The organism is Paraburkholderia phytofirmans PsJN (assembly GCF_000020125.1).
GTDB classification, from domain to species: Bacteria; Pseudomonadota; Gammaproteobacteria; order Burkholderiales; family Burkholderiaceae; genus Paraburkholderia; species Paraburkholderia phytofirmans.
The window spans coordinates 3,254,978-3,275,252 of the sequence record NC_010676.1; the positions used below are offsets into that span (position 1 = coordinate 3,254,978).

Below are 20,275 nucleotides of genomic sequence, written 5' to 3' on the forward strand. Positions count from 1 at the left end.
TTCGTGGGATATAAATGTAAGGCGTGGCTTACACATTACTCAGAGCGATGGCGTCGCAGGTCCGCCGAGCCGATGCGGCGGACCTGCGACGCTCGATGCTTCAAGCGCTCGCTACTGAAGCGCGGCTGTCACGTCATGGACACAAGTATCACTGACGCACGACGGCCGGCGGTTGCCAACTGCCGTCGGTCGCTTGCGGCTTGGGCGCGTACAGACGCAGCACGAGTTGCAGATCGGCACGCGGCGCCGGCAGCCAGTTGCCGCTCCTGCTCCGGGTGGACGACACCGTCACGTCGAGCGTGCCGTCGCGATTGCGGCGCGCGCCATTGCGATCGCCGACCGCGAGACGCGCCGGCGCGCTTTCGCCGAGTGCGCCGTCCTTCGTGTAAGCGGTGATCGACCAGAAGCCGCGCACCGGCGGCAACTGATTCGGCGCGAAGTGGATCACGTAGCGGTTCGCGCCATTGAGCGCGCGACCGTCGCTGTCCTGAGTAACGACCGCGCGAACTTCGTCGTCTTTCGTGCCGATGCCCGGTTGCGCATAAGCGGCGTAGGCGCGCATCGCGTAGTCGGGGCCGTAGTTGCCCACGCCGTCGCCGAACCAGTTCCAGCCGTTGCCGCTCAGCAAATTCGACGGCGGCGTGACGACGCGTTCGTGACCGTCGGCGAGACCGGCCGCGATGGCGTCCGGCGCTTTCGGCAGCTTGACCGGCTCGCCGGGCGTCACACCGAGGTCCGATAGGAATTTGAGCGCATGCGGATCGGCCGGCGTCGGCGGATTGTCGGGCAAGGCCTGCGCGAGTCGCGTGAAGAAGCCGTTCGCGTCGAGCGCCGCGACCTGCGCGGCCGGCGTGCCGGCAGCGCCCGCCGCGGCGTCGGCGGCATTGCTGCGCGGCGGCGTGATCGAGGCGGAGCGGCCGTCGCCCGCATAGACACTGAGCGGCGCGACGCGAATGGCGCGCTGCAGCTTACGGACTGCCGTCAGATCGCGCGTGCCGTTCAACTGGATACGCACGCTCACCCACGCGTTGCGTGTCGGCACGTCGACGCGCTTCACACCCTTGGGCAAATCGCCCTGCCAACCCGGACCGACAAAGGCGATCGCCTGCGCCTTGATGCCGGCCGCGCGCGTGTCGAACTGCGAACTGGTCGACCACACCACGTTGGTCCACATGTCGAGCACGCGGGCGTCGACATAGCGGCCGTGCGAATCGGGCAGCGAAACGATCACCGGTTCGCTGCCGACGTCCAGCCAGCCGGTCGAATCGAACGTATCGAGACTCGGCTGCATCGGATTGGACGCGCCGATCGGCGGCAATGCCTGGGCGTGGCGCAGCGTATTGAGGGGCGCCTGGCCTGGATTGGTGCCGACCGCCGCATCGCGCGCGACGCCCATCAGCACGAGCGGGTAGCCGAATACGTACGAGTCGGCCACCTCGTCCTTGATCCACCCCGTGGATTTTTGTGTCGCGGTGGGGGTCGACGCGCAACCGGCCAGAAATGCGAGGCCCGCGAACGACGCGCAGGTCCAGTGAATCGAAAACAATGCTCGGCGATTTTTTATCATTCGTTCAGGTGGCGGAACGTGTGGTCCTAAGGGAGACGCCGGCGTGCAACGAACCCTGTTTGCGCGGCCTCCCGAAGCCCAACGCAGCCAGTCCGCGATTCGCGATGCCGACAACATCGGGTTGTATCGTATCCTTGCTCACCAGGCAAGCGCAAAGGCAGGATTCGCGCCAGTTCCCGCGCGCAAGCCGCTTTTTTGCGGTACGGTTGACGTTTTTTGTTACGTCGCGCCGGCACCCCACGCCTCGGACGACTTTTCATCGCTGCACTTTCGCCTCTCGTATCCGGAGCGCTTCATGTACATGCCCGCCCATTTCGAAGAGAACCGCCCAGAGGTTCTCCATCGCCTGATCGCCGAGCAGCCTTTCGGCGCGCTAATCACCAACGGGCCGAACGGACTCGATGCGAACCACGTGCCGTTCGAGTTCGAAGTCCCCTCCGCGGCCGGTGAAACGCACGGCATCCTGCGTGCTCACGTTGCACGCGCGAACCCTGTGTGGCAAGAAGCCGCCGCGAATCCGGAAGCGCTCGTGATCTTCCAGGGTCCGGCCGCTTATATTTCGCCGAACTGGTATCCGAGCAAGCACGAAGCGCATCGGCAGGTGCCGACCTACAACTATATGGTGGTGCATGCTCACGGCCGCATCGTCGTGCGCGACGACGAGTCGTTCGTGCGCGGCCTGGTGGCGCGTCTGACGCGCAAGATGGAAGCCGGCGAACCGGTGCCGTGGAAAATGGGCGACGCGCCCGCAGACTTCATTTCGCAGATGCTCGGTGCGATCGTCGGCATCGAGATCGAGGTGACCCGGCTGGTCGGCAAGTGGAAGCTCGGGCAGAACAAGGCGGCGGACGACCGCCGCGGCGCCGCCGAAACCCTGCTGGCGCGCTCGAGCGACGACCAGCAGGCCGTCGGTCAAGCCATGCTGAATGCACCGCCGGCCTTCTGAGCGGGCGTTTCGGCGATGTGCGGGCGGCTTCGAAACGCGCCCTGCAATTCGTCCTTGACCTTCCCATCATGGGAAGGTCGATACTGGGTTCATGATGCGGCCCGATGCCGCCACGAGCCTTGCCTACCATGACCGAACTTGCCAACCCGCAGCGCCCCGCGGACGCTGCCTCCCCTTCCGCCCGGACCGCCGAACTCGACATCGGCGGAATGACCTGCGCCTCGTGCGCGCTGCGCGTCGAAAAAGCGCTCGCCAAAGTGCCGGGCGTCACGCGGGCCTCCGTGAATCTCGCCACGGAGCGAGCGCGCATTGAAAGCGACGCCGGCGTCGATCCCGAGACGCTCGCCAACGCCGTGCGCAAGGCGGGCTACGACGCCATGCTGTCCGCCTCGACCTCCACGGAGACGCCTGCGCCCGTTGCCGAGGCGGAGCACTCCACGGAACTGGCGATCGGCGGGATGACCTGCGCCTCGTGCGCAATGCGCGTCGAAAAAGCGCTGGCGAAAGTGCCGGGCGTGGTCGGCGCGTCGGTGAATCTGGCGACCGAAACCGCAACCGTCAGTCTGGACGGCGCGGCCGCCGCGCCGGACGCGCTGATCGCCGCCGTCAGGAAAGCGGGCTACGAAGCGACGTTGATCGTGCCGCCGGATGCATCGGCGGCTGTGGATCACGCCGACCAAACCGCGCCCGCCGACCGCAAGCGCGATCAGACCCGCCGCGAACTGGCCGCCGTGCTTGCCTCCGCCGTGCTGACGCTGCCGCTCGTCGCGCCGATGGTCGGCGAATGGTTCGGCCTGCACGCGATGCTCTCACCGTGGCTGCAGCTCGCGCTCGCCTCGATCGTGCAGTTCGTGTTCGGCGCGCGCTTCTATCGCGCGGCCTATCGCGCCGTGCGGGCCGGCGCGGGCAACATGGATTTGCTGGTGGCGCTCGGCACGTCGGCGGCGTATGGCATCAGCGTGTACGAACTGGCGACCCATCCCGGCGACATGATGCATCTGTATTTCGAGGCGTCGGCGGTCGTGATCACGCTGGTGCGTTTCGGCAAGTGGCTCGAAGCGCGCGCCAAGCGCCAGACCACGGACGCTATCCGCGCGCTCAACGCGCTGCGCCCCGACCGCGCGCGCATTCGCGTCGGCGCCGACGAACGCGACGTGCCGCTCGCGCAGGTGCGGGTCGGCACGGTGGTGATCGTGCGTCCCGGCGAACGCGTGCCGGTCGACGGCGCGGTGCTCGAAGGCCGCACGCATATCGACGAATCGCTCATCACGGGCGAAAGCCTGCCGGTGCCGAAGCAGGTGGCCGACGCGGTCACCGCCGGCTCGATCAACGGCGAAGGCGCGATTGCCGTGACGACCACCGCGATCGGCGCGGAAACGACGCTCGCGCGGATCATTCGCCTCGTGGAAAGCGCGCAGGCCGAGAAGGCGCCGATCCAGCGCCTCGTCGACCGGGTCAGCGAGATCTTCGTGCCGGCGATTCTGGCGATTGCCGCGCTCACGCTCGTTGGCTGGTTGATGGCGGGTGCTGGCGGCGAAACCGCGATTCTGAACGCGGTCGCCGTGCTGGTGATCGCGTGCCCGTGCGCGCTCGGTTTGGCCACGCCAGCGGCGATCATGGCCGGCACCGGCGTCGCGGCGCGGCATGGCGTGCTGATCAAGGACGCCGAAGCGCTGGAAACCGCGCATCGCGTGACGATCGTCGCGTTCGATAAGACTGGCACATTGACGCTTGGCCAGCCGTCGGTGACGGCTTTCGAGCCGATTGGCGGCATTGGCCGCGATGAAGCGCTGGCGCTTGCCGCAGCGGTGCAACGCAATAGCGATCACCCGTTGGCGCGGGCGGTGTTGAAGGCGCATGAAGTCGCGGTGAGGAATAGCGGCGATGGGACGGTGGCGGACACTGGCGGTGCGGTGGCGACAGACACTGGCATCGCGCTGGCGTCAGGACAAATCACGCCGCAGCATGCGAGCGCCGCGCGCGCGATCGCAGGGCGCGGCGTCGAAGCGGACGTCGACGGACGCACACTGGCGCTCGGCAGCACACGTTGGCTCAAAGAACTCGGCATCGACCTGCCGCCGGAGCTGGCCGCTCGTGCTCACGAGCTTGAGGCCGCGGGCAACACCGTCTCCTGGCTCATGCAGCGCAAGCCGCAAGCGCCCGCGGCACTCGCCTTGATCGCTTTCGGCGACACCGTCAAGCCGACCGCACGCGTCGCCGTCGAACGGCTCGCGCAAATGGGCATCAAAAGCGTGTTGGTCACCGGCGACAATCGCGGCAGCGCGGCGAGCGTGGCGAAAGCGCTCGGCATCGGCGAATTCCACGCGGAAGTTTTGCCCGACGACAAGGCCCGCGTGATCCGCGACCTGAAAATCCGCAGCGCCGGCATCGTGGCCATGGCGGGCGACGGCATCAACGACGCGCCAGCTCTCGCCGCCGCCGACATCGGCATCGCGATGGCGACCGGCACCGACGTCGCCATGCACGCGGCCGGCATTACGCTGATGCGCGGCGATCCGGCGCTCGTGGCCGACGCCATCGACATCTCGCGCAGGACGTGGCGCAAGATCCAGCAGAACCTGTTCTGGGCGTTCGTTTATAACCTGATTGGGATTCCGCTGGCCGCCTTGGGCTTGCTGAACCCGATGCTCGCTGGCGCCGCAATGGCGTTTTCGAGCGTGAGTGTGGTGACCAACGCGCTGTTGCTGCGCACCTGGCGCGGCGAGCAGGGTCGTTCGGCTCGCTAGCCATTGGCGCGCGCCCCATGCGGCGCGCAGCGCAGTTCGACACACTGAGCGCGCCGAGCACCAGAACGCCCCGCTGCCAGCAGAACCAATTACGAAATGCTTTCGAATCCCTAAAGAAAGCGGACGCCGTGGCCGTAAACAAGTCATCGATGCCGGGCATGCCTACGCCCGGCTCATGCAGCACTTGTCCTCCTTTACTCCACAAAAACGTCCATGGAATTTCTCTCTTTGCGCCGCGCCAGCGTCGGCGCGCGGCTCGCCATTCTTTCGTGCGTACTGGTGGCGTTGATTTTCGCCGCGTTCACGTGGGCGCTCACCCGCACCGCCGGCCAGCAGATCAGCGATCAGGTGCTCCAACGCATCGCCGATAGGGACCGCTCGATCGCCGCGATGATCAAGCTGTTCGACAAAGCCTTGTCGAACGAGGTCGATCGCTCCATGTCGCTGTTCGCGAGCTTTCTGCCCGCTGGCTACACGCTCGACGAAACCCAGAAGGTCGACATTGGCGGCGTCGCCACGCCGACCATCAAGGCAGGCGACAAAGTCCTGAACATGGACTTTTCCATCCCCGATCTGTTTCTCGAACGCAGCGGCGCGGTGGCCACGATCTTTGCGCGCAGCGGCGATGACTTCGTGCGCGTCACCACGTCGCTGAAGAAACAGGACGGCTCGCGCGCGATCGGCACGCTGCTCGACCGCAAGGCGCCGGCCTACGCGCTGCTGCTCGCCAACAAGCCTTATACGGGACTCGCCGCGCTTTTTGGCAAACGTTTGATCACGCAATACCGGCCGATCACGGACGCGAGCGGCCGCGTGATCGGCGCGCTGTTCGTCGGCGTGAATGTGGACAAGGAAATCCAGTCGGTGCAGGACGGCATTCGCAACCTGAAGATCGGCGACAGTGGGTATTACTTCGTCGTGAATGCGTCGAACGGCGCGGAGCGCGGCAAGCTGATCGTGCATCCGGCCGCCGCCGGCCAGAACGCCGACAACGCAAACGCGCCGTATCAGCAAATGCTCGACATGAAGGAAGGCCAGCTCGAATACACTTCGGCCGATGCGACACTCGGCGAACGCGGCTCGCGCGACAAGTTCGTGTCGTTCGTCACCGTGCCGGAATGGCAATGGCTGGTGGGCGGCGTCGCGCCGCGCGACGAAGTGATGGCCGACGTCATCACCACGCGCAACGAATTCCTGCTGCTCGGCCTGGTGCTCGTCGGCGTATTCGCGGCCGTGTTCCTGTTTGCGGTGCGACGCCTCGTGAGCCGCCCGCTGGACGAAGCCGCCAAGGCATCCGAACGATTCGCCTCGGGCGATCTGAGCGTGCGCGTCGCGCAAGGCGCGAACGCGCGCGCCGATGAAATCGGGCGCCTGATGCAGTCGATCGACGGCATCGGCGAAGGTCTCGCGCGCATCGTTTCGCAAGTGCGCAATGCGTCGACGGATATGTCGCACGGCACCGAAAAGATCGCCACCGGCAGCGGCAATATCGCCGCGCGGATCGCCACCCAGGCGAGCAGCCTGGAGGAAACGGCGGCCAGCATGGAAGAGATCACCTCGACCGTGCAGCAGAACGCCGACCACGCCGCGCAAGCCAACACGCTCGTCACGCGCGCCGCCGATGCCGCGCTCGAAGGCGGCCGCGCTGTCGAACGCGTGGTGTCGACAATGGGCGAGATCAGCCGCTCGTCACAAAAGATCGCCGAGATCACGAGCGTGATCGAAGGCATCGCATTCCAGACCAATATCCTCGCGCTGAACGCAGCGGTGGAAGCGGCGCGCGCCGGCGAGCACGGCAAGGGCTTCGCGGTCGTGGCCTCGGAAGTGCGCGCGCTGGCGCAACGCAGCGCGGCTTCGGTGAAGGAGATCGAGAGCCTGATCGCGACATCCACGGCGACTGTGCAAAACGGTTTCCAGATCGCCGAAGAAGCCAGCTCGACGATGCAGGGCATCGTTCAACAGGTCGGCCAGGTGCGGGCGATCATGGGCGAGATTAGCGTCGCCTCGCGCGAGCAATCGGGCGGCATCGAGCAGGTGAATCTCGCCGTCACGCAGATCGGCGAAGCCACCCAGCAGAACGCGACGATTGTCGGCGAGGCCGAACTCGCGGCGGCCGAGTTGCGCGATCAGGCCGCGCGTCTCGCGCAAGTGGTCAGCGTGTTCAAACTGGGAAGCGGGCGCGATTGAGGCGCTGTGGTGGCGGCGCGGTGTGGTGTGGTTCGTCACGCTGAACGCCGCCCGCTGTTACGGCAGTGTCGCCGCTCTGCTTCTTCAGAACTCGACGTCCAGCTCGTCGATCTCCTCCACCTCCTGTTGCGCGTCGGCGATCCACTCCTGCATCTCGGGCAGCGCCATGATCCGCTGTCCGTATTCGACGATCTCCGGATCGAGTTTGACGTCGTAGGTCACGAAACGCGTCACTACAGGCGCGTACATCGCGTCCGCCGCAGTGCGCTCGCCGAACAGAAACGGCCCGCCGTACTGCTTCAGACAATCGCCCCAGATCGTCACGATCCGATCGATATCCGACTGCGCACGCGCCCACACCTTGAAGCCCGGAAAGTGCGCTTTGAGGTTCATCGGCAGAGCCGAGCGCAGCGAGCCGAACCCTGAATGCATCTCGCCGCAGATCGAGCGGCAATGCGCGCGAGCGCGAATATCTTCGGGCAGCAGCTTCGCGTCCGGTTTCAATTCATTCAGATATTCCGCGATCGCCAGCGTGTCCCAGACCTTGATGCCGTCGTGCACGAGGCACGGCACCAGGATCGACGGCGACAGCAGCAGGAGTTCGGCGCGTGCCGCGGGATCGTCGATCGGCATCACGATCTCTTCAAAAGGCAAACCGCTGAACTTGGTCAGCAGCCAGCCGCGCAACGACCACGACGAATAGTTCTTGCTGCTGATGGTGAGCGTGGTATTCGCCATACGATCCTCCTCCAGATGAGGCGCTCGACCGGCGCCTGACGCCATGCATGCACGTTGCCGTGCGCGCGCGCACCAAAGCGCGGCAAATACGGCCCGCTCCCCCGACTCGCGCAAATGCTATGCCAACGTGAGGGCACGGCTACGCCAGTGCGTATGCGTGCATGGCACATGACTTGCCTTTATTTGCGCTCCTTCCTCTTCAGCATTCGTGCGAAGGTTATGAACCTGTTCGCATATCCCACATACCAGGCTTTCGCCGACATGATGCTGCCGATGCGGCACGGCGCGGCGCTGGTGAATCATTCGCTCGACGCGTGGCCTGCGTTCGGCGAAACGTCGCATGGACGCTCCATCCGCGCGGCCTGCGAGTTGTTGACGCTGGCCGGACTCACGCCCGTGCGACCGCCGTTCGAGATCGACAGCGTGATATCGGAAGGCAAATCCGTGGCGGTCGTCGAGGAAGTCGCGGCGCACACGCCGTTCTGTTCGCTGCTGCATTTCCGTAAGGAGACGCCGCCGTCGGTGCCGCAACCGCGCGTGCTGGTGATCGCGCCGATGTCCGGCCACTTCGCGACGCTGCTGCGCGGCACCGTGCGCACGATGCTGGCCGAACACGACGTCTACATCACCGACTGGCACAACCCGCGCGACGTGCCGCTAAGCCAGGGCCGCTTCGGCTTCGACGAATTCGTGCAGCACGTGATCGACTTCACCGAAACGATCGGGCCCGGTGCGCATCTGCTCGCCGTGTGCCAGCCGACCGTCGCCGCGCTGGCCGCAGTCGCGCTCATGGCCGCCGACGATCATCCCGCGCAACCGGCGAGCATGACGCTGATGGCCGGTCCGCTCGACACGCGTATCAACCCGACGCGCGTCAACGAACTCGCCAAAAGCAAACCGCTGGAGTGGTTCGAGCAGAAGCTGATCAGCGCGGTGCCGTTCGGTTTTGCGGGCGCGCACCGGCGCGTGTATCCGGGCTTCATGCAGCTGACCGCGTTTATGGCGATGAATCTCAACCGCCATCTCGACTCGTTCGAGACGATGTATTACGAGCGCGCCAAAGGCGATCCAGCGAAAGCCGACACGATCCGCACGTTCTATGAAGAATACTTCGCGACGATGGATCTCACGGCCGACTTTTATCTGGAAACCGTCGATACGGTTTTTCAGCGTCATGCACTGCCGTTGCATGCGCTCGAAGTGAAAGGGCGTCTCGTCGAACCGTCTAAGATTCGCCGCACCGCGTTGCTTACTGTCGAAGGCGAGAAGGACGATATCTGCGCCGTCGGTCAGACGCTCGCCGCGCAGGACATGTGCGACAAGCTGCGGCCGTATTTGAAGACGCATCACGTGCAGACCGGCGTGGGGCACTACGGCGTGTTCAATGGACACCGCTGGGAGCGGCACATTTATCCGCGCGTGCGCGCCGTGATTTATGACAACGAACCGCGCGCGGTGCTGGTGAGTTCACGAGCGCGCACGATTCAGCCGGTGCCAGCCGCGACGGCTGCGGAAGTCACTCCAGCAGCGCCGGCGGCAACGGCGGTGGTCGATGTGGACGTGGATGCGGCGGCCATGGACGCTGCGAACGGCACCAGCACCACGTCGAGTGCGCGTTCGGCTGCGGCCATCAAGCCGCAGACGGCGCGCACTCCGCGTAGACGGCCGCCCGCCGCGCAATGAGTTGTTGTTCGGAAGCGCGCGGCGGCTGCCTGCTTGCTTGCTCGATTGCGTAGTACCCGCTACTCAAGCGTGCAGCCGCCTTCCACGTTCGCTAAGCCGCAGCGCTCTTCCAGGGCTTCACTGTCGGCACGTCGCACGGCCCTTCGACTTCGATCGATTTGAAATCGGCCGGCGAGACGATTTCGATGTACTCCATATCTTCCGAGTAGTCGAACAGATAGTGGACGATACCCGGCGCCTGGTGCACACAGTCGCCGGCGGCGACGAGCGTTTCCTTGTCGCCGTACATGAAGCGCGCCCAGCCCTTCAACATGATCACAATGTGGAAATCGGCTTCATGACGGTGCCAGCCAGTGCCTTGCTCTGGTGCGTGATTCGCCTTGACGAGTTGCGCGAGCACCTTGCCGCCGGTCGCCTGCGCGATACCTAAATCGCGGTAGAGAAAAAAGTCGCGTAAGCCCTGATCCTCATAGGACGTGTCTTGCGGACGGACATGACTGAATTGCGTGGCGAATTCGGTGGACATGATCGCGCTCCTCGCGAGTGAGCCGGCAGTTGAAAACGACGCGTTGGAGCGTCGGTTGCAAGCATCAAGCGCGCCAGTGTGCGGGCGCTGCTTTTTGCTCTTGCGCGATTCGGAGGCGATGCCGTGAATGTCGCGCCATCTAGCATGGCGCGAGTGGTTTTGAGCGCTGTGCCGTCTATGCGGTCGGGCGGAACATCTGGAACATGTCGCCGATTTCCGCGTAGTCGGCGCGGTAGCCGGCGCGCATGATGGGCTGCGCCGCGTGCGTGTCGAACAAGCCGTCTTTCAGATACGCCTCGTTGATATGCACGCCGACCACTTGCCCGAGCGACAGATAGTTGTCCATCGGCGTGCCGTCGATTGCATGCAGCCGCACCACTTGCAGCAGCTTGCATTCGAGCGCAGCCGGCGATTCCGCGACGTGCGGCACGGCCACGTTGCGGCCCGGCGCGGGAGTGAGCCCCGCGAGTTCGAATTCGTCGACGTGCGGCGGAACGGGCGCCGACGAGCGGTTCATCTGCTCGGCGAGCGGTTTGGTGGCCAGATTCCAGACGAACTCGCCGGTGGCTTCGATGTTGGCGACGCTGTCTTTACGGCCTTCGCTGCAGAAACCGATGATCGCCGGAAAGCTGGCGAACGCGCCGAAGAAACTGTACGGCGCGAGGTTCAATGTGCCCGCGGTGTCACGCGAGGAAATCCAGCCGATCAGACGCGGCGCGACGATGGCTTTGAACGGATCGTGCGGGAGGCCATGGCCGGTGGCGGGGTCGTAGAAGTAGTGGGACATGGAGATTGTGGGCCTTGCAGATGAGGCGAAACGGCATTTATACCGCAGAGCGGCGCGGGCTGCTGGGTGTGCTTTGGCTGCGAGGCTTCTTGTGACGCCGCACTTTCAAGCCTCGCCATTTTCGCTTCAATCAACCGCGACTGATCACACGCTTGCGCCCTTGCTTTACGTGCTCCAGATGCGCGTCGTCCCAGTCATGGAAACCCGCGCCGCTGCGCACGCCGACACGCCCTGCTTCGACCTGCTCGCGCAATAGATCGAGCACGTCTTCGTCTTTGGCCAGTTCCGGCATCAGATGGGAAGCGATATCGAGGAAGGTGTCGAGGCCGCCCATGTCCGCGCCTTCGAGCGGTCCGACGATCCCCCAGCGGCGGCCCAGCGACGCCTTCATCACGCGATCGACCACGTCCGGCGTTGCCGCGCCCGAGCGCACGATATGCAACGCCTCGCGCAGCATCGCGAACTGCAACCGGTTGCCGACGAACCCCGGAATCGCTTTCGCCAGCACAACGGGCTCCATGCCGATCGCACTCATCAACGCAGCAGTCTGCTGCGTCACTTCGGGTGCGGTCGCCGTGCCCGGCACGACTTCGACGAGCGGAATCATGTGCGGCGGATTCCAGAAATGCGCGATCACAAAGCGGTCTTTCGCGCGCAACGGGGCGGCGAGTTGATCGGGATGAAAACCGCTGGTGTTGCTCGCGAGAATCGCGTCGTCGGCCAGCAACTGGGTCAGCGCCGCGTACAGGCGATGCTTCAGTTCGAGCACCTCGGGAATCGCCTCGATCACGAATTGCGCCGATGCCATCACGTCGAGTTCGGCGTGTGTTTCGATGCGCGCCAGCGCCGCCTGTTTGGCCGCCGGGTCGATGCGCCCGGCGTCGATCAGTTCGTCGAGCACCGCTTGCGCTTTCGGCGCGACGCTCGCGAGACGCGCCGGATCGACGTCATGAACGATCGTCCTGTGTCCGTGCAACGCGCTTTGCGTCGCAATGCCGACGCCCATCAACCCCGTGCCCACCACGCCAATCACTGCCTTGTCCAAGCCGCTCTCCTGCTGCCGTCGATAAAAGCGTTCAAGCATAGCGCAGCAAGCCGATTCGTAAGCCCGAACGTGACAAAGCCGGTCTTTCGCGAGGAAAGACCGGCTTTGTGGACTTCAGGCCGACGCCGCGTCGTGCGGCGCCGTCACGCGCCAATTAGTAGCGCGGGGGCGGGCGATGCTCGTCGCGGTGATGCGGATCGTAGTCGTGCGGATGATGGCGCATCCACTCGTCGTGCGCCCAATAGCGATGGCCGTCATAGTAACGATCGCCGTGCCAGCCGATATTGATCGAGACGCCCACCGGCATCATGTGCGGCTGACCGTAGACCGCCGGTCCCGGGCCGTTTTCGACAACCACGCGTTCTTGAGCGAATGCGCTGCCGGCCGCGAGCAATGCGCCGCCTGCCAGCAAGGTTGCCATGATCGAACGCGATGTCTTGTTCAAGGTTTTCATAGTGACCTCCCATCAGAGTTTTGTATCAAGCCGGCGTCCGTGCTCGAGATCGGCCTGGACCTGCACCTTCAGGCTCGAACCGGACGCCGTACGCTTGAGACCAACTTTAGCGGCGCAAACCGCATGAAGACGTGAGCACTTGTAAGCGCACATTTCATAGAAAGGGACGGATGGTCGGAGTGCATTTTGCCCGTCCCGCCCTGTCTGCAAAGCCATGCGCCGTAATTGGACCTCTTGGGCTCGGCGGCCATCTTTCAGCCTCGGTTACATCCATTTCGGCCGGGAAATATTCAGAGCCAAGGCCCGAGCGGTGGAAACGAGCCAGAAAAACAAAAAGCCACGGTACGCGTTTCGCGAACTGTGGCTTCAACGGTGATGCTATGCGCACCCAAAGTGCGCGCCCGTACGCGGTTGCTCCGCGCTTGGGCCGGTACGGCTTTGCTCTTAGTCGCTCAGCTTGACGCCGAACAACGTAGCTTGTGCTCTACGCACGCGTTCTGCTTCGCGGCTACGCGCTTCGTACGAGTAGTCCGAATCCAGCGGCAGATGGGGCGACGCAAAGAGGTCGCTGACCTTTTGGAACAATGCAAAAATGAAGCTCATGGCGACTCCCGGTTAGTTACTGCATTTGCTAGGGTTTTCCCTTAAGAAGGATTATAGGGTTTTCCCTAGGCAAAAGCTAGTGCAATGCAGCAATTTTTCGGCGTGGTGCTTTGTCGCGGGTATTTTTCATATGTTGCGTTGCATCATGACAACGTCCCTGTTTTTGATTTCAGGGTCACGAGGGGTGTGCCTCTGGAGCGGGGTCGTCACCGGATCTCTGTTGCGGACGAACTTTTGGCTCTCGCCGCTGGTTGGTGCAGGTGGATGATGGCGCCGCACCGTCTGGCACGTTCAGGGTCGCGTTGACAGACGCTGGTAGCTGAGCGCTGGGCGGGGCTGCCGGCTGCGCGGGGCGGACACCGAAAGCAGTAGAAAGCTGAATCACCGCAACCGGCTTGTCGCCGGCGCGGCGCTCACTGACTGTCAGTGCGGGGCAACCGCCTTCTGCTTATGTACATGCTGCGCTCGCGCTGCGCGCCTCGCATGCGTCGCCGTCGCGGCGGCTTGCTGGGGCGCGGCGGGCGTTGCCGCGGCCGCGTCGGAGGCGGCATTGGCGGCGGCTGCAGTCGCCATCGCCATGTGCGTGTCGAGCAAGCTGGCCATGGCTGCCTGCTGGTTCTGCATCATCTGCTCGATGCGATGCTGCTGGGCGGTGGTCTCACGCGTGAGGCGCATCAGCAGCAACGTTTGCGTGATGCCGATCGCGACCGTCACCAGCAACGCGCCCACCACGATCGAGAGCATCCACTTCATGCGCCGTGAGTGATCGGTCGCGGCGTGGCGTTGATCGGCGATCACGCCATACAGCGCGTCGACGGTATCGGCGAACGCGGTTGCCCGCAGGCGATCGAGTTCCGGCGCAGCTGCGGCCGCTTCGGCACGCCGGGCTTCCCGCCAAGGTGTGGCGGACGCGGCGTTAGCTTGCGCAGACGCCGAGGAATTCATCGACGTCTCCGACGCCGCGCTGTCCCGCGCGGCGATTGCAGCTTCCGTCGGCGCCCCATGCTGGTTCGGCACCGCGCCCAGCTTCGGCCCTTCAGTAGCAGCGTCCGGTTGTGCCGCCGCCGGTTCGTCCGTTGCGCCCGTCACGTTGGTCGCGACCCCGGCCGGATCCTGCGAAGCAGAAGCCGAAGCCGCCTTAACAAAAGTCGCCGCGAAGCGTTGCGGCGCCTTGCCACCGACGGCATTCGACACAGCCGCCCCACCGCCCGTCGAATCCGGCTCAGCCGCCTGGCGCAGCGCGGTCACGCTGCGCGCCACGGTCGCTGCCGCCATCGCAGGGGTAAGCGGCACCGGGGTAAGCGTCGCCGATGCATCGCGCGCCGGTGCCGCCGATTTCTCTTCGGCAGACGCGACCGTGTCCGCTGCCGGTTTCGCATCGCCCGCAGCCGGCTCGCCAGCCGGCGAAGCCACCACCAGCGGCTCGATTTCGAGCCCGCTCAATAACGCATTAACCGGCACCGATTGGTCATCGGCCTTAGCCACGCGCGGCGCACGGCGCGTTGCCCGCGCGTCCACCGCCAAACCATCACCGCCGTCGATCGCGCCGACCGCGGCCAACACCACATCAGGCAATTCGAAACCATGCAGCGTACCTTGCCGGATGTCGATATTCATCGCTTCCAGCGTGGCGCGGGTGGGATCGTCGGGGAACAGGTCGAGCGTGCTGTCGTCGCGGGAGGCGTCGCTCAGTTGCGCGAGGCGTTGTGCGGAGCGCGCGGCGCGCGCCAGCTTGTTTTCGGTTTCGGTCGGGACGGTGGCCTGGCGGCGCTTCTTCGAAGCGGCGCGCTGAGGCCGGGACTGCGTGGATGCTACGGAATCTGCCATAGAGAAAAGAGCGGTCGTCGCCGGAAAGCGGGCGCCGAGCACCGCTCGTCAATGCCGTTGGAATTTTTCGAGACCGCATTGTCGCATGGCCGCCCGCGCCCGCCGAAGCCATTCGGCGAGGATTTTCGTTTTCAGGAAGTCGCGTCGTCCTGCCGGAACTGCTTGACGCCATGCAGTTGCCGCAAGCGCCCGCAGATCGCCTCATATTCGGTATTCGACACGCGATGCAAGGTGATCACCACTTCGTCGCACTCGGGCGCGTCTTCGCTTTGCTGCATCACGAACTGCTTGACGCGCGGGCTCGCGGCGCCGAGTTCGTCGTGCAGCGAGTGGAACGTCATGGCGCCGCGCTCGACGATCATCGTCAGTTGGCGCCGTTGTTTGACCGTGATGAAGCGGCGCTCGAGCGGCTTGATGCCGGCCAGGATGATCAGAATGATGATGGTCGCCGCAATCGCCGCCGTGTACAGCCCGCCGCCGACCGCGAGACCGATGGCGGCCACCGACCAGAGGCTCGCCGCCGTCGTCAGTCCGCGCACGATCTCGCCACGCAGCAGGATCGAGCCCGCGCCGAGAAAGCCGATGCCCGACACCACTTGCGCGGCCATCCGCGAAGGATCGAGCACGACGTGGTCGCCTTTCAGGACTTCGGCAAAACCATACGCCGAGACAATCATGATCAGCGCCGAACCAACGCACACCAGCATATGCGTGCGCAGACCCGCGGCCCACGAAAGCCGCTCCCGCTCGAAGCCGATGACGCTGCCGAGCGCGGCGGCCACCATCAAACGGGCGATGAGTTCGAGATTCCCCAGCATTGTTCTTCCTCCTTATCGGAAATTTATTCGAAGCGGTTTCCGCACCGGTGACGCAGTGCCAGTGTGACCCGTTTGCTTTATGCTAGGCCGCACATCGCGACACGGTTCGCACGGCTCGTCGCTATCCTGATTTTGCGGTTGGCGGTTTGCAAAACAGGTAGCATCCACGCTCGTCGACACGTTCGCCGACAACTGCGCCGCGCTGAAACTCAGGCCACGGACACAACAAAACACGTCCGCCGTCGCTTCGCTTCGAAATACCCTGTCCGTTCCATTTGACTATGCAGAGCATGAACCCACCCGCTGCTTCCACCATCGCACTCGCTGCCCGTCTGCGCGAACACTTCACAGGCGTGGTGCTGCCGATCTGGCGCGGTCCGGGTTTCAACACCGCACTGAAGCTGCCCTACGAAGCGGTCAGCGCAGAAGGTCACGAGCCGCTGCCCGCCGAGCGTTACCGGGCCATGGCCTGCGCGCGACAATTGTTCGTGTTCTCGCAAGCAGGCGACGCAGCCCATGCGCAGGCGTTGTTCGATTCGTTGACGCACACCTTTCAGGACACGCGCCACGGTGGATGGTTCTACAGCGTGGATGCGCAAGGCGCACCGCTTGACACCACCAAGGACCTGTACACGCATGCGTTCGTGGTGTTTGCGTGCGCGGAGTACGCCCGGCGCTCTGGCAATCGCGACGCGCTGGAAATCGTGCATCGCACGTCCGCGCTGATCCAGTCGAACTTCGCCGCCGAGGACGATCTGTTCAACGCCGCGCTGACCGCGGACTTCGCCGCCGTGACCGGCACGCCGATCCAGAACCCTTTGATGCACTTGACCGAAGCCTGGCTGGCCGCTCGCGAAGCCACGCATGACAACGCTTTCGACGCCGCGCTACGGCGTCTCGCCGGCGCGGTTACGCGGCGCTTCGTGCATGCGCCCACGGGCTGCATCGCCGAATTGCCGATTGGCGCGGACGACAACCGGTTGGAACCCGGGCATCAGTTCGAATGGTTCTGGCTGGTGAAACAGGCGGGCGCCGTGTTCGAAGACTCGGGTCTCGCCGAGGCCATGCCGCGTGCGTTCAGCTTCGCGCAGCAACATGGCGTGGACCGGGAAACCGGCGGCGTGTACGCCTCGCTCGACGAAACCGGCCGGATCAAGGACGAGACTCAGCGGATCTGGGCCCAAACCGAATATCTACGCGCGCTGGCAAGCCATGACGAACTGTCGGCGCGGGACACGCTGCCCCGGCAAATCGAACGGTTCCAGCAACGATTTCTGCGACCGCAGGGCTGGTTCGAATGCAAAACGCCGGCGGGCGAAGTGGCGCGTGCCGACATGCCGTCGACCACGCCGTATCACCTCGCCACCGCCTACGAGGCGTTGCCGGCCTGAACGCCGCCGGTTACGCCAAACAACGGCCAGGCGCCCGAGACTCCGCTAGCCATTCGTGCGGCCATGACCAAAAAACTCGCCGAACCTTGGTATCGACCTCCGCCTGCGGACGAAATCTGCCCGCTCTGCGGCCGGCCGATCCCGGCGAGCCAACGCGATTTGCATCATTGGGTGCCGAAAACGAAAGGCGGCAAGGAAGTCGCCGCCTTGCACCGCATTTGCCACCGCCAGCTTCACGCGCTGTTCACGGAAACCGAGCTGGCGCAGCGCTATTCAACGGTGGAGGCGCTCCTCAGCGACGAGGCGGTCCGCACTTTCGTTTGGTGGGTTCGTACCAAGCCGAACGACTTTTACGAGCGCACACGCCGCAGTGGGCGCAAAGGCTGAGGCCGAAAAACGGCCAGCGACGGGACCCGATCGCGAAGCCGGCCGAACGCCGGCCGCGATCTCACGACGGGAGGCAGACACAAAAGCCGACCGCCCGGTCGATCAATACTCTTCGCGTTGCCAAGGGCTCCAACCGCTGTCGGCAGATTTAAAACGCATATAAGTTGCGCTGTGCCCGGTGGGGGTGTCCGATGTGTCGCCGTGCGGCTTCTGATCGGTGACATGGAGGGCGAAAGCCTGGCGGTCTTCGGTATCGACGGTAATACGGCCAACCGGGTCCGGGGCGCCTTCTTGAGGTGATTTAGACTCCAATATCGCCAGATAGGGGGTCAAACGACTCCAGAACGAGGTAAGTTCTTCTTGCAAATAATGTGTCAATGTCTTTCCTGGAAGAGTAATACGAGCAGTTTACCCTACCTGCGGGAACAGCCTTCCAATTGCGTTCCGGGCCTCAAAAAGACCGGAGCGGGGGAATACCCGAATACTGGTTGGTTGGCGTCCGTCATTAAGACGTGATACAACTCCTACTTCGCGCTCGATCTCGTGTTGAGAAATAGCGGTCGCGAATGCAACACACAACATTTACTGGATTAAAAATGGCAACAGGTACTGTGAAGTGGTTTAACGATGCAAAGGGCTTTGGCTTCATCACGCCGGACGACGGCGGCGAAGACCTGTTCGCGCACTTTTCGGAAGTTCAAGGCAGCGGCTTCAAGTCCCTGCAGGAAAACCAAAAGGTGACGTTTGAAGTTAAGCAAGGCCCGAAGGGCAAGCAAGCTGCGAACATCCAGCCGGCCTAAGTACCGTCAGGTACGTTGAGGCACCCTTAGGCGCTTGCGTCTAATGCAAAATGGCCCGCTTCGGCGGGCCATTTTCTTTGTCTGACGTTTTATTTTTGAGCGCTTTCGCGAGCTAGATTGCGCGCATACCGGACAACGAAAAATCGGCCGATTGCCCTCGCGCTTCGTCGATTTGTTGCATCCGCAACACAGATTCAGAAATTTCGAAGACAGAAACAGCCTGCTTCAATTGCTGCGTCTGCTGATGCAGCGAAGCCGCCGCCGCTGCAGCTTCTTCAACGAGCGCCGCGTTCTGCTGCGTCATCTCATCCATCTGCACCACCGCCTGATTGACCTGCTCGATGCCCGTGCTCTGCTCGAGCGACGACGCGCTGATCTCCGCCATCATCTGCGTGACGCGCGAAATCGAGGCGGACACGTTGCTCATCGCCGAGCCGGCGTGCTCGACCAGTGCGGAACCGCCCTGAATCTCAGCGACCGATTCGCTGATCAGCGTTTTGATTTCCTTCGCCGATTGCGCGCTGCGCTGCGCGAGGCCACGCACTTCGCCCGCCACCACGGCGAAGCCGCGCCCTTGCTCGCCCGCGCGCGCCGCTTCGACGGCCGCATTCAGCGCGAGGATGTTGGTCTGGAAGGCAATGCCGTCGATCACCGAAATGATCTCGGCAATCTTGTCCGAGCTCTGCGCAATGCCGCGCATCTTGTCGACCACCTCGTTGACCACTTCGCTGCCGCGCGAGGTCGCCTCGAGCGCGGTCTCGGCGAGCGCGTTGGCTTCGCGGGCGTGCTCGGCGTTCTGGCGCACGGTAGCCGTCAGCTCCTCCATGCTCGACGCGGTTTCTTCAAGCGACGCCGCCTGGTTTTCGGTGCGCGCCGACAGATCGGCATTGCCGGTCGCGATTTCATCGGCGCCGAGGTGGATCGAGTCGGCGGATTCGCGCACGGTCTGCACGGTGCGCGCCACGCTTGCCTGCATTTTCGCGAGGCCCGAGAACAATCGGCCGATTTCATTGGTGCCGCGCGCGGCGATAGGTTGGTCGAGACGACCTTGCGCGATCCGGTCGAAGTGACGGCCCGCTTCTTCCAGCGGCGCCACCACGCCACGGCGCAGCCCCGCGTACACGGCGAACGTGCCGGCCACCAGCGCCACCAGGATCACGATGCTGACCGCACGGAAAGTCGCCATGCGCGTATCGATCGAGTCGAGCGACGCACGGCTCGCAGCGTTGCCGAACTGCACGAAGTTATGCGACTCGCCGAGGTACGCGTCCTGGAACGACTGCGTTGGCTGATCCAGGAAGGCCTGGATGTTGTTCGAATCGAGGAACTGCACCAGCTCCGCGAGCGCGTCGTGCAGCTTCTTGTAGCGCTCGGCGAGCGCGGCGGCGCGGGTGCCGTTATCGTCGCCGGTCTTCGGCGCGCTCATGAAGGCCGCGAACGACTGGTCGGCGGCCGTCAACTGTTCGCGAGCGTGCTGCACGATATCGGTCGGCTCCGAGCCGCCGCGCACCATGCGCGTTCCGGCGCGCGAGAGGTTGATGCGCGCGTCCATCAAATGCTGGGTCGTTTCGTTGACCGCGTCCACCTGCTTCAGGGCGATGTTCGACAGATCGCCCACGTCGTCATGCGTGCGCGTGAGCGACCAGAACCCCAAACCCACCGTGACAAGCTGGAAAACGCAAAACGCGGCTAGAACACACAACAGGCCGGATGCGACCTTGATCTTGCTGAACATCGTGAATACCTGAAGACAGAGAATGACGGGAGCT

The 20,275-nt window shown here is 64.2% G+C and carries 18 protein-coding genes; 7 read left to right on the forward strand and 11 right to left on the reverse strand.

All coding sequences use genetic code 11. The annotated features are described in order from the left end of the window. Positions 1–148: 148 nt before the first annotated feature. The gene (locus BPHYT_RS34115; RefSeq protein ID WP_012428682.1) at positions 149–1,567 is read right to left on the reverse strand and encodes a DUF1254 domain-containing protein; all 1,419 of its coding nucleotides are present in this window, start codon (positions 1,565–1,567) and stop codon (positions 149–151) included. A gap of 295 nt (positions 1,568–1,862) precedes the next feature. On the opposite strand from BPHYT_RS34115, the gene BPHYT_RS34120 reads away from it, so the two are divergent. The 3 genes from BPHYT_RS34120 (at position 1,863) to BPHYT_RS34130 (ending at position 7,447) form a co-directional block, all read left to right on the forward strand. Continuing rightward, entirely contained in the window at positions 1,863–2,513 is a 651-nt protein-coding gene (locus BPHYT_RS34120) for an FMN-binding negative transcriptional regulator (RefSeq protein ID WP_012428683.1), read from the forward strand. A gap of 128 nt (positions 2,514–2,641) precedes the next feature. Further along, entirely contained in the window at positions 2,642–5,260 is a 2,619-nt protein-coding gene (locus BPHYT_RS34125; RefSeq protein WP_012428684.1) for a heavy metal translocating P-type ATPase, read from the forward strand. Positions 5,261–5,473: 213 nt separating this feature from the next. Beyond that, positions 5,474–7,447 carry a methyl-accepting chemotaxis protein gene (locus BPHYT_RS34130; protein ID WP_012428685.1) on the forward strand — a complete coding sequence of 658 codons (1,974 nt, stop codon included), beginning with the start codon at positions 5,474–5,476 and terminating at the stop codon, positions 7,445–7,447. 84 nt (positions 7,448–7,531) lie between these two features. On the opposite strand, the gene BPHYT_RS34135 is transcribed toward BPHYT_RS34130, so the two are convergent. Next, entirely contained in the window at positions 7,532–8,185 is a 654-nt protein-coding gene (locus BPHYT_RS34135) for a glutathione S-transferase family protein (protein ID WP_012428686.1), read from the reverse strand. A 219-nt stretch (positions 8,186–8,404) separates the two neighbouring features. Between BPHYT_RS34135 and BPHYT_RS34140 the strand changes: the two genes are divergently transcribed. Continuing rightward, entirely contained in the window at positions 8,405–9,868 is a 1,464-nt protein-coding gene (locus BPHYT_RS34140) for a polyhydroxyalkanoate depolymerase (protein ID WP_041759389.1), read from the forward strand. Positions 9,869–9,959: 91 nt separating this feature from the next. Here BPHYT_RS34140 and BPHYT_RS34145 read toward each other — a convergent pair whose 3' ends face one another. The 7 genes from BPHYT_RS34145 to BPHYT_RS34170 form a co-directional block, all read right to left on the reverse strand. Next, entirely contained in the window at positions 9,960–10,394 is a 435-nt protein-coding gene (locus tag BPHYT_RS34145) for a cupin domain-containing protein (protein ID WP_012428688.1), read from the reverse strand. Between the two features lie 175 nt (positions 10,395–10,569). After that, on the reverse strand, positions 10,570–11,181 hold the full coding sequence (locus tag BPHYT_RS34150) for a flavin reductase family protein (protein ID WP_012428689.1): 612 nt from the start codon (positions 11,179–11,181) through the stop codon (positions 10,570–10,572). Between the two features lie 130 nt (positions 11,182–11,311). After that, positions 11,312–12,265, reverse strand: coding sequence for a 3-hydroxyacyl-CoA dehydrogenase family protein (locus BPHYT_RS34155; protein ID WP_193372828.1), 954 nt, complete (start codon positions 12,263–12,265; stop codon positions 11,312–11,314). A 115-nt stretch (positions 12,266–12,380) separates the two neighbouring features. Then, positions 12,381–12,680, reverse strand: coding sequence for a hypothetical protein (locus BPHYT_RS34160; protein ID WP_012428691.1), 300 nt, complete (start codon positions 12,678–12,680; stop codon positions 12,381–12,383). A 444-nt stretch (positions 12,681–13,124) separates the two neighbouring features. Then, positions 13,125–13,283: a hypothetical protein gene (locus tag BPHYT_RS38880; protein WP_012428692.1), complete on the reverse strand. Its 159-nt coding sequence runs from the start codon at positions 13,281–13,283 to the stop codon at positions 13,125–13,127. A gap of 423 nt (positions 13,284–13,706) precedes the next feature. Next, positions 13,707–15,110: a hypothetical protein gene (locus BPHYT_RS34165; protein WP_012428693.1), complete on the reverse strand. Its 1,404-nt coding sequence runs from the start codon at positions 15,108–15,110 to the stop codon at positions 13,707–13,709. 131 nt (positions 15,111–15,241) lie between these two features. Next, a complete protein-coding gene (locus BPHYT_RS34170; RefSeq protein ID WP_012428694.1) occupies positions 15,242–15,928 on the reverse strand; it encodes an MgtC/SapB family protein in 687 nt (228 codons plus the stop codon). Positions 15,929–16,209: 281 nt separating this feature from the next. Here BPHYT_RS34170 and BPHYT_RS34175 point away from each other — a divergent pair, with 281 nt between their 5' ends. Together BPHYT_RS34175 and BPHYT_RS34180 are read left to right on the forward strand one after the other, a co-directional pair. Beyond that, the gene (locus tag BPHYT_RS34175) at positions 16,210–17,319 is read left to right on the forward strand and encodes an AGE family epimerase/isomerase (RefSeq protein ID WP_012428695.1); all 1,110 of its coding nucleotides are present in this window, start codon (positions 16,210–16,212) and stop codon (positions 17,317–17,319) included. 63 nt (positions 17,320–17,382) lie between these two features. Continuing rightward, positions 17,383–17,706 (forward strand): HNH endonuclease, encoded by a 324-nt coding sequence (locus BPHYT_RS34180; RefSeq protein ID WP_012428696.1) that lies wholly within the window; start codon positions 17,383–17,385, stop codon positions 17,704–17,706. A gap of 102 nt (positions 17,707–17,808) precedes the next feature. Here BPHYT_RS34180 and BPHYT_RS37730 read toward each other — a convergent pair whose 3' ends face one another. Next, the gene (locus BPHYT_RS37730) at positions 17,809–18,084 is read right to left on the reverse strand and encodes a hypothetical protein (RefSeq protein WP_012428697.1); all 276 of its coding nucleotides are present in this window, start codon (positions 18,082–18,084) and stop codon (positions 17,809–17,811) included. A 218-nt stretch (positions 18,085–18,302) separates the two neighbouring features. On the opposite strand from BPHYT_RS37730, the gene BPHYT_RS34185 reads away from it, so the two are divergent. Beyond that, entirely contained in the window at positions 18,303–18,506 is a 204-nt protein-coding gene (locus BPHYT_RS34185) for a cold-shock protein (RefSeq protein ID WP_007178724.1), read from the forward strand. A gap of 112 nt (positions 18,507–18,618) precedes the next feature. Here BPHYT_RS34185 and BPHYT_RS34190 read toward each other — a convergent pair whose 3' ends face one another. Then, on the reverse strand, positions 18,619–20,241 hold the full coding sequence (locus BPHYT_RS34190) for a methyl-accepting chemotaxis protein (RefSeq protein WP_012428698.1): 1,623 nt from the start codon (positions 20,239–20,241) through the stop codon (positions 18,619–18,621). Positions 20,242–20,275: the final 34 nt, after the last annotated feature.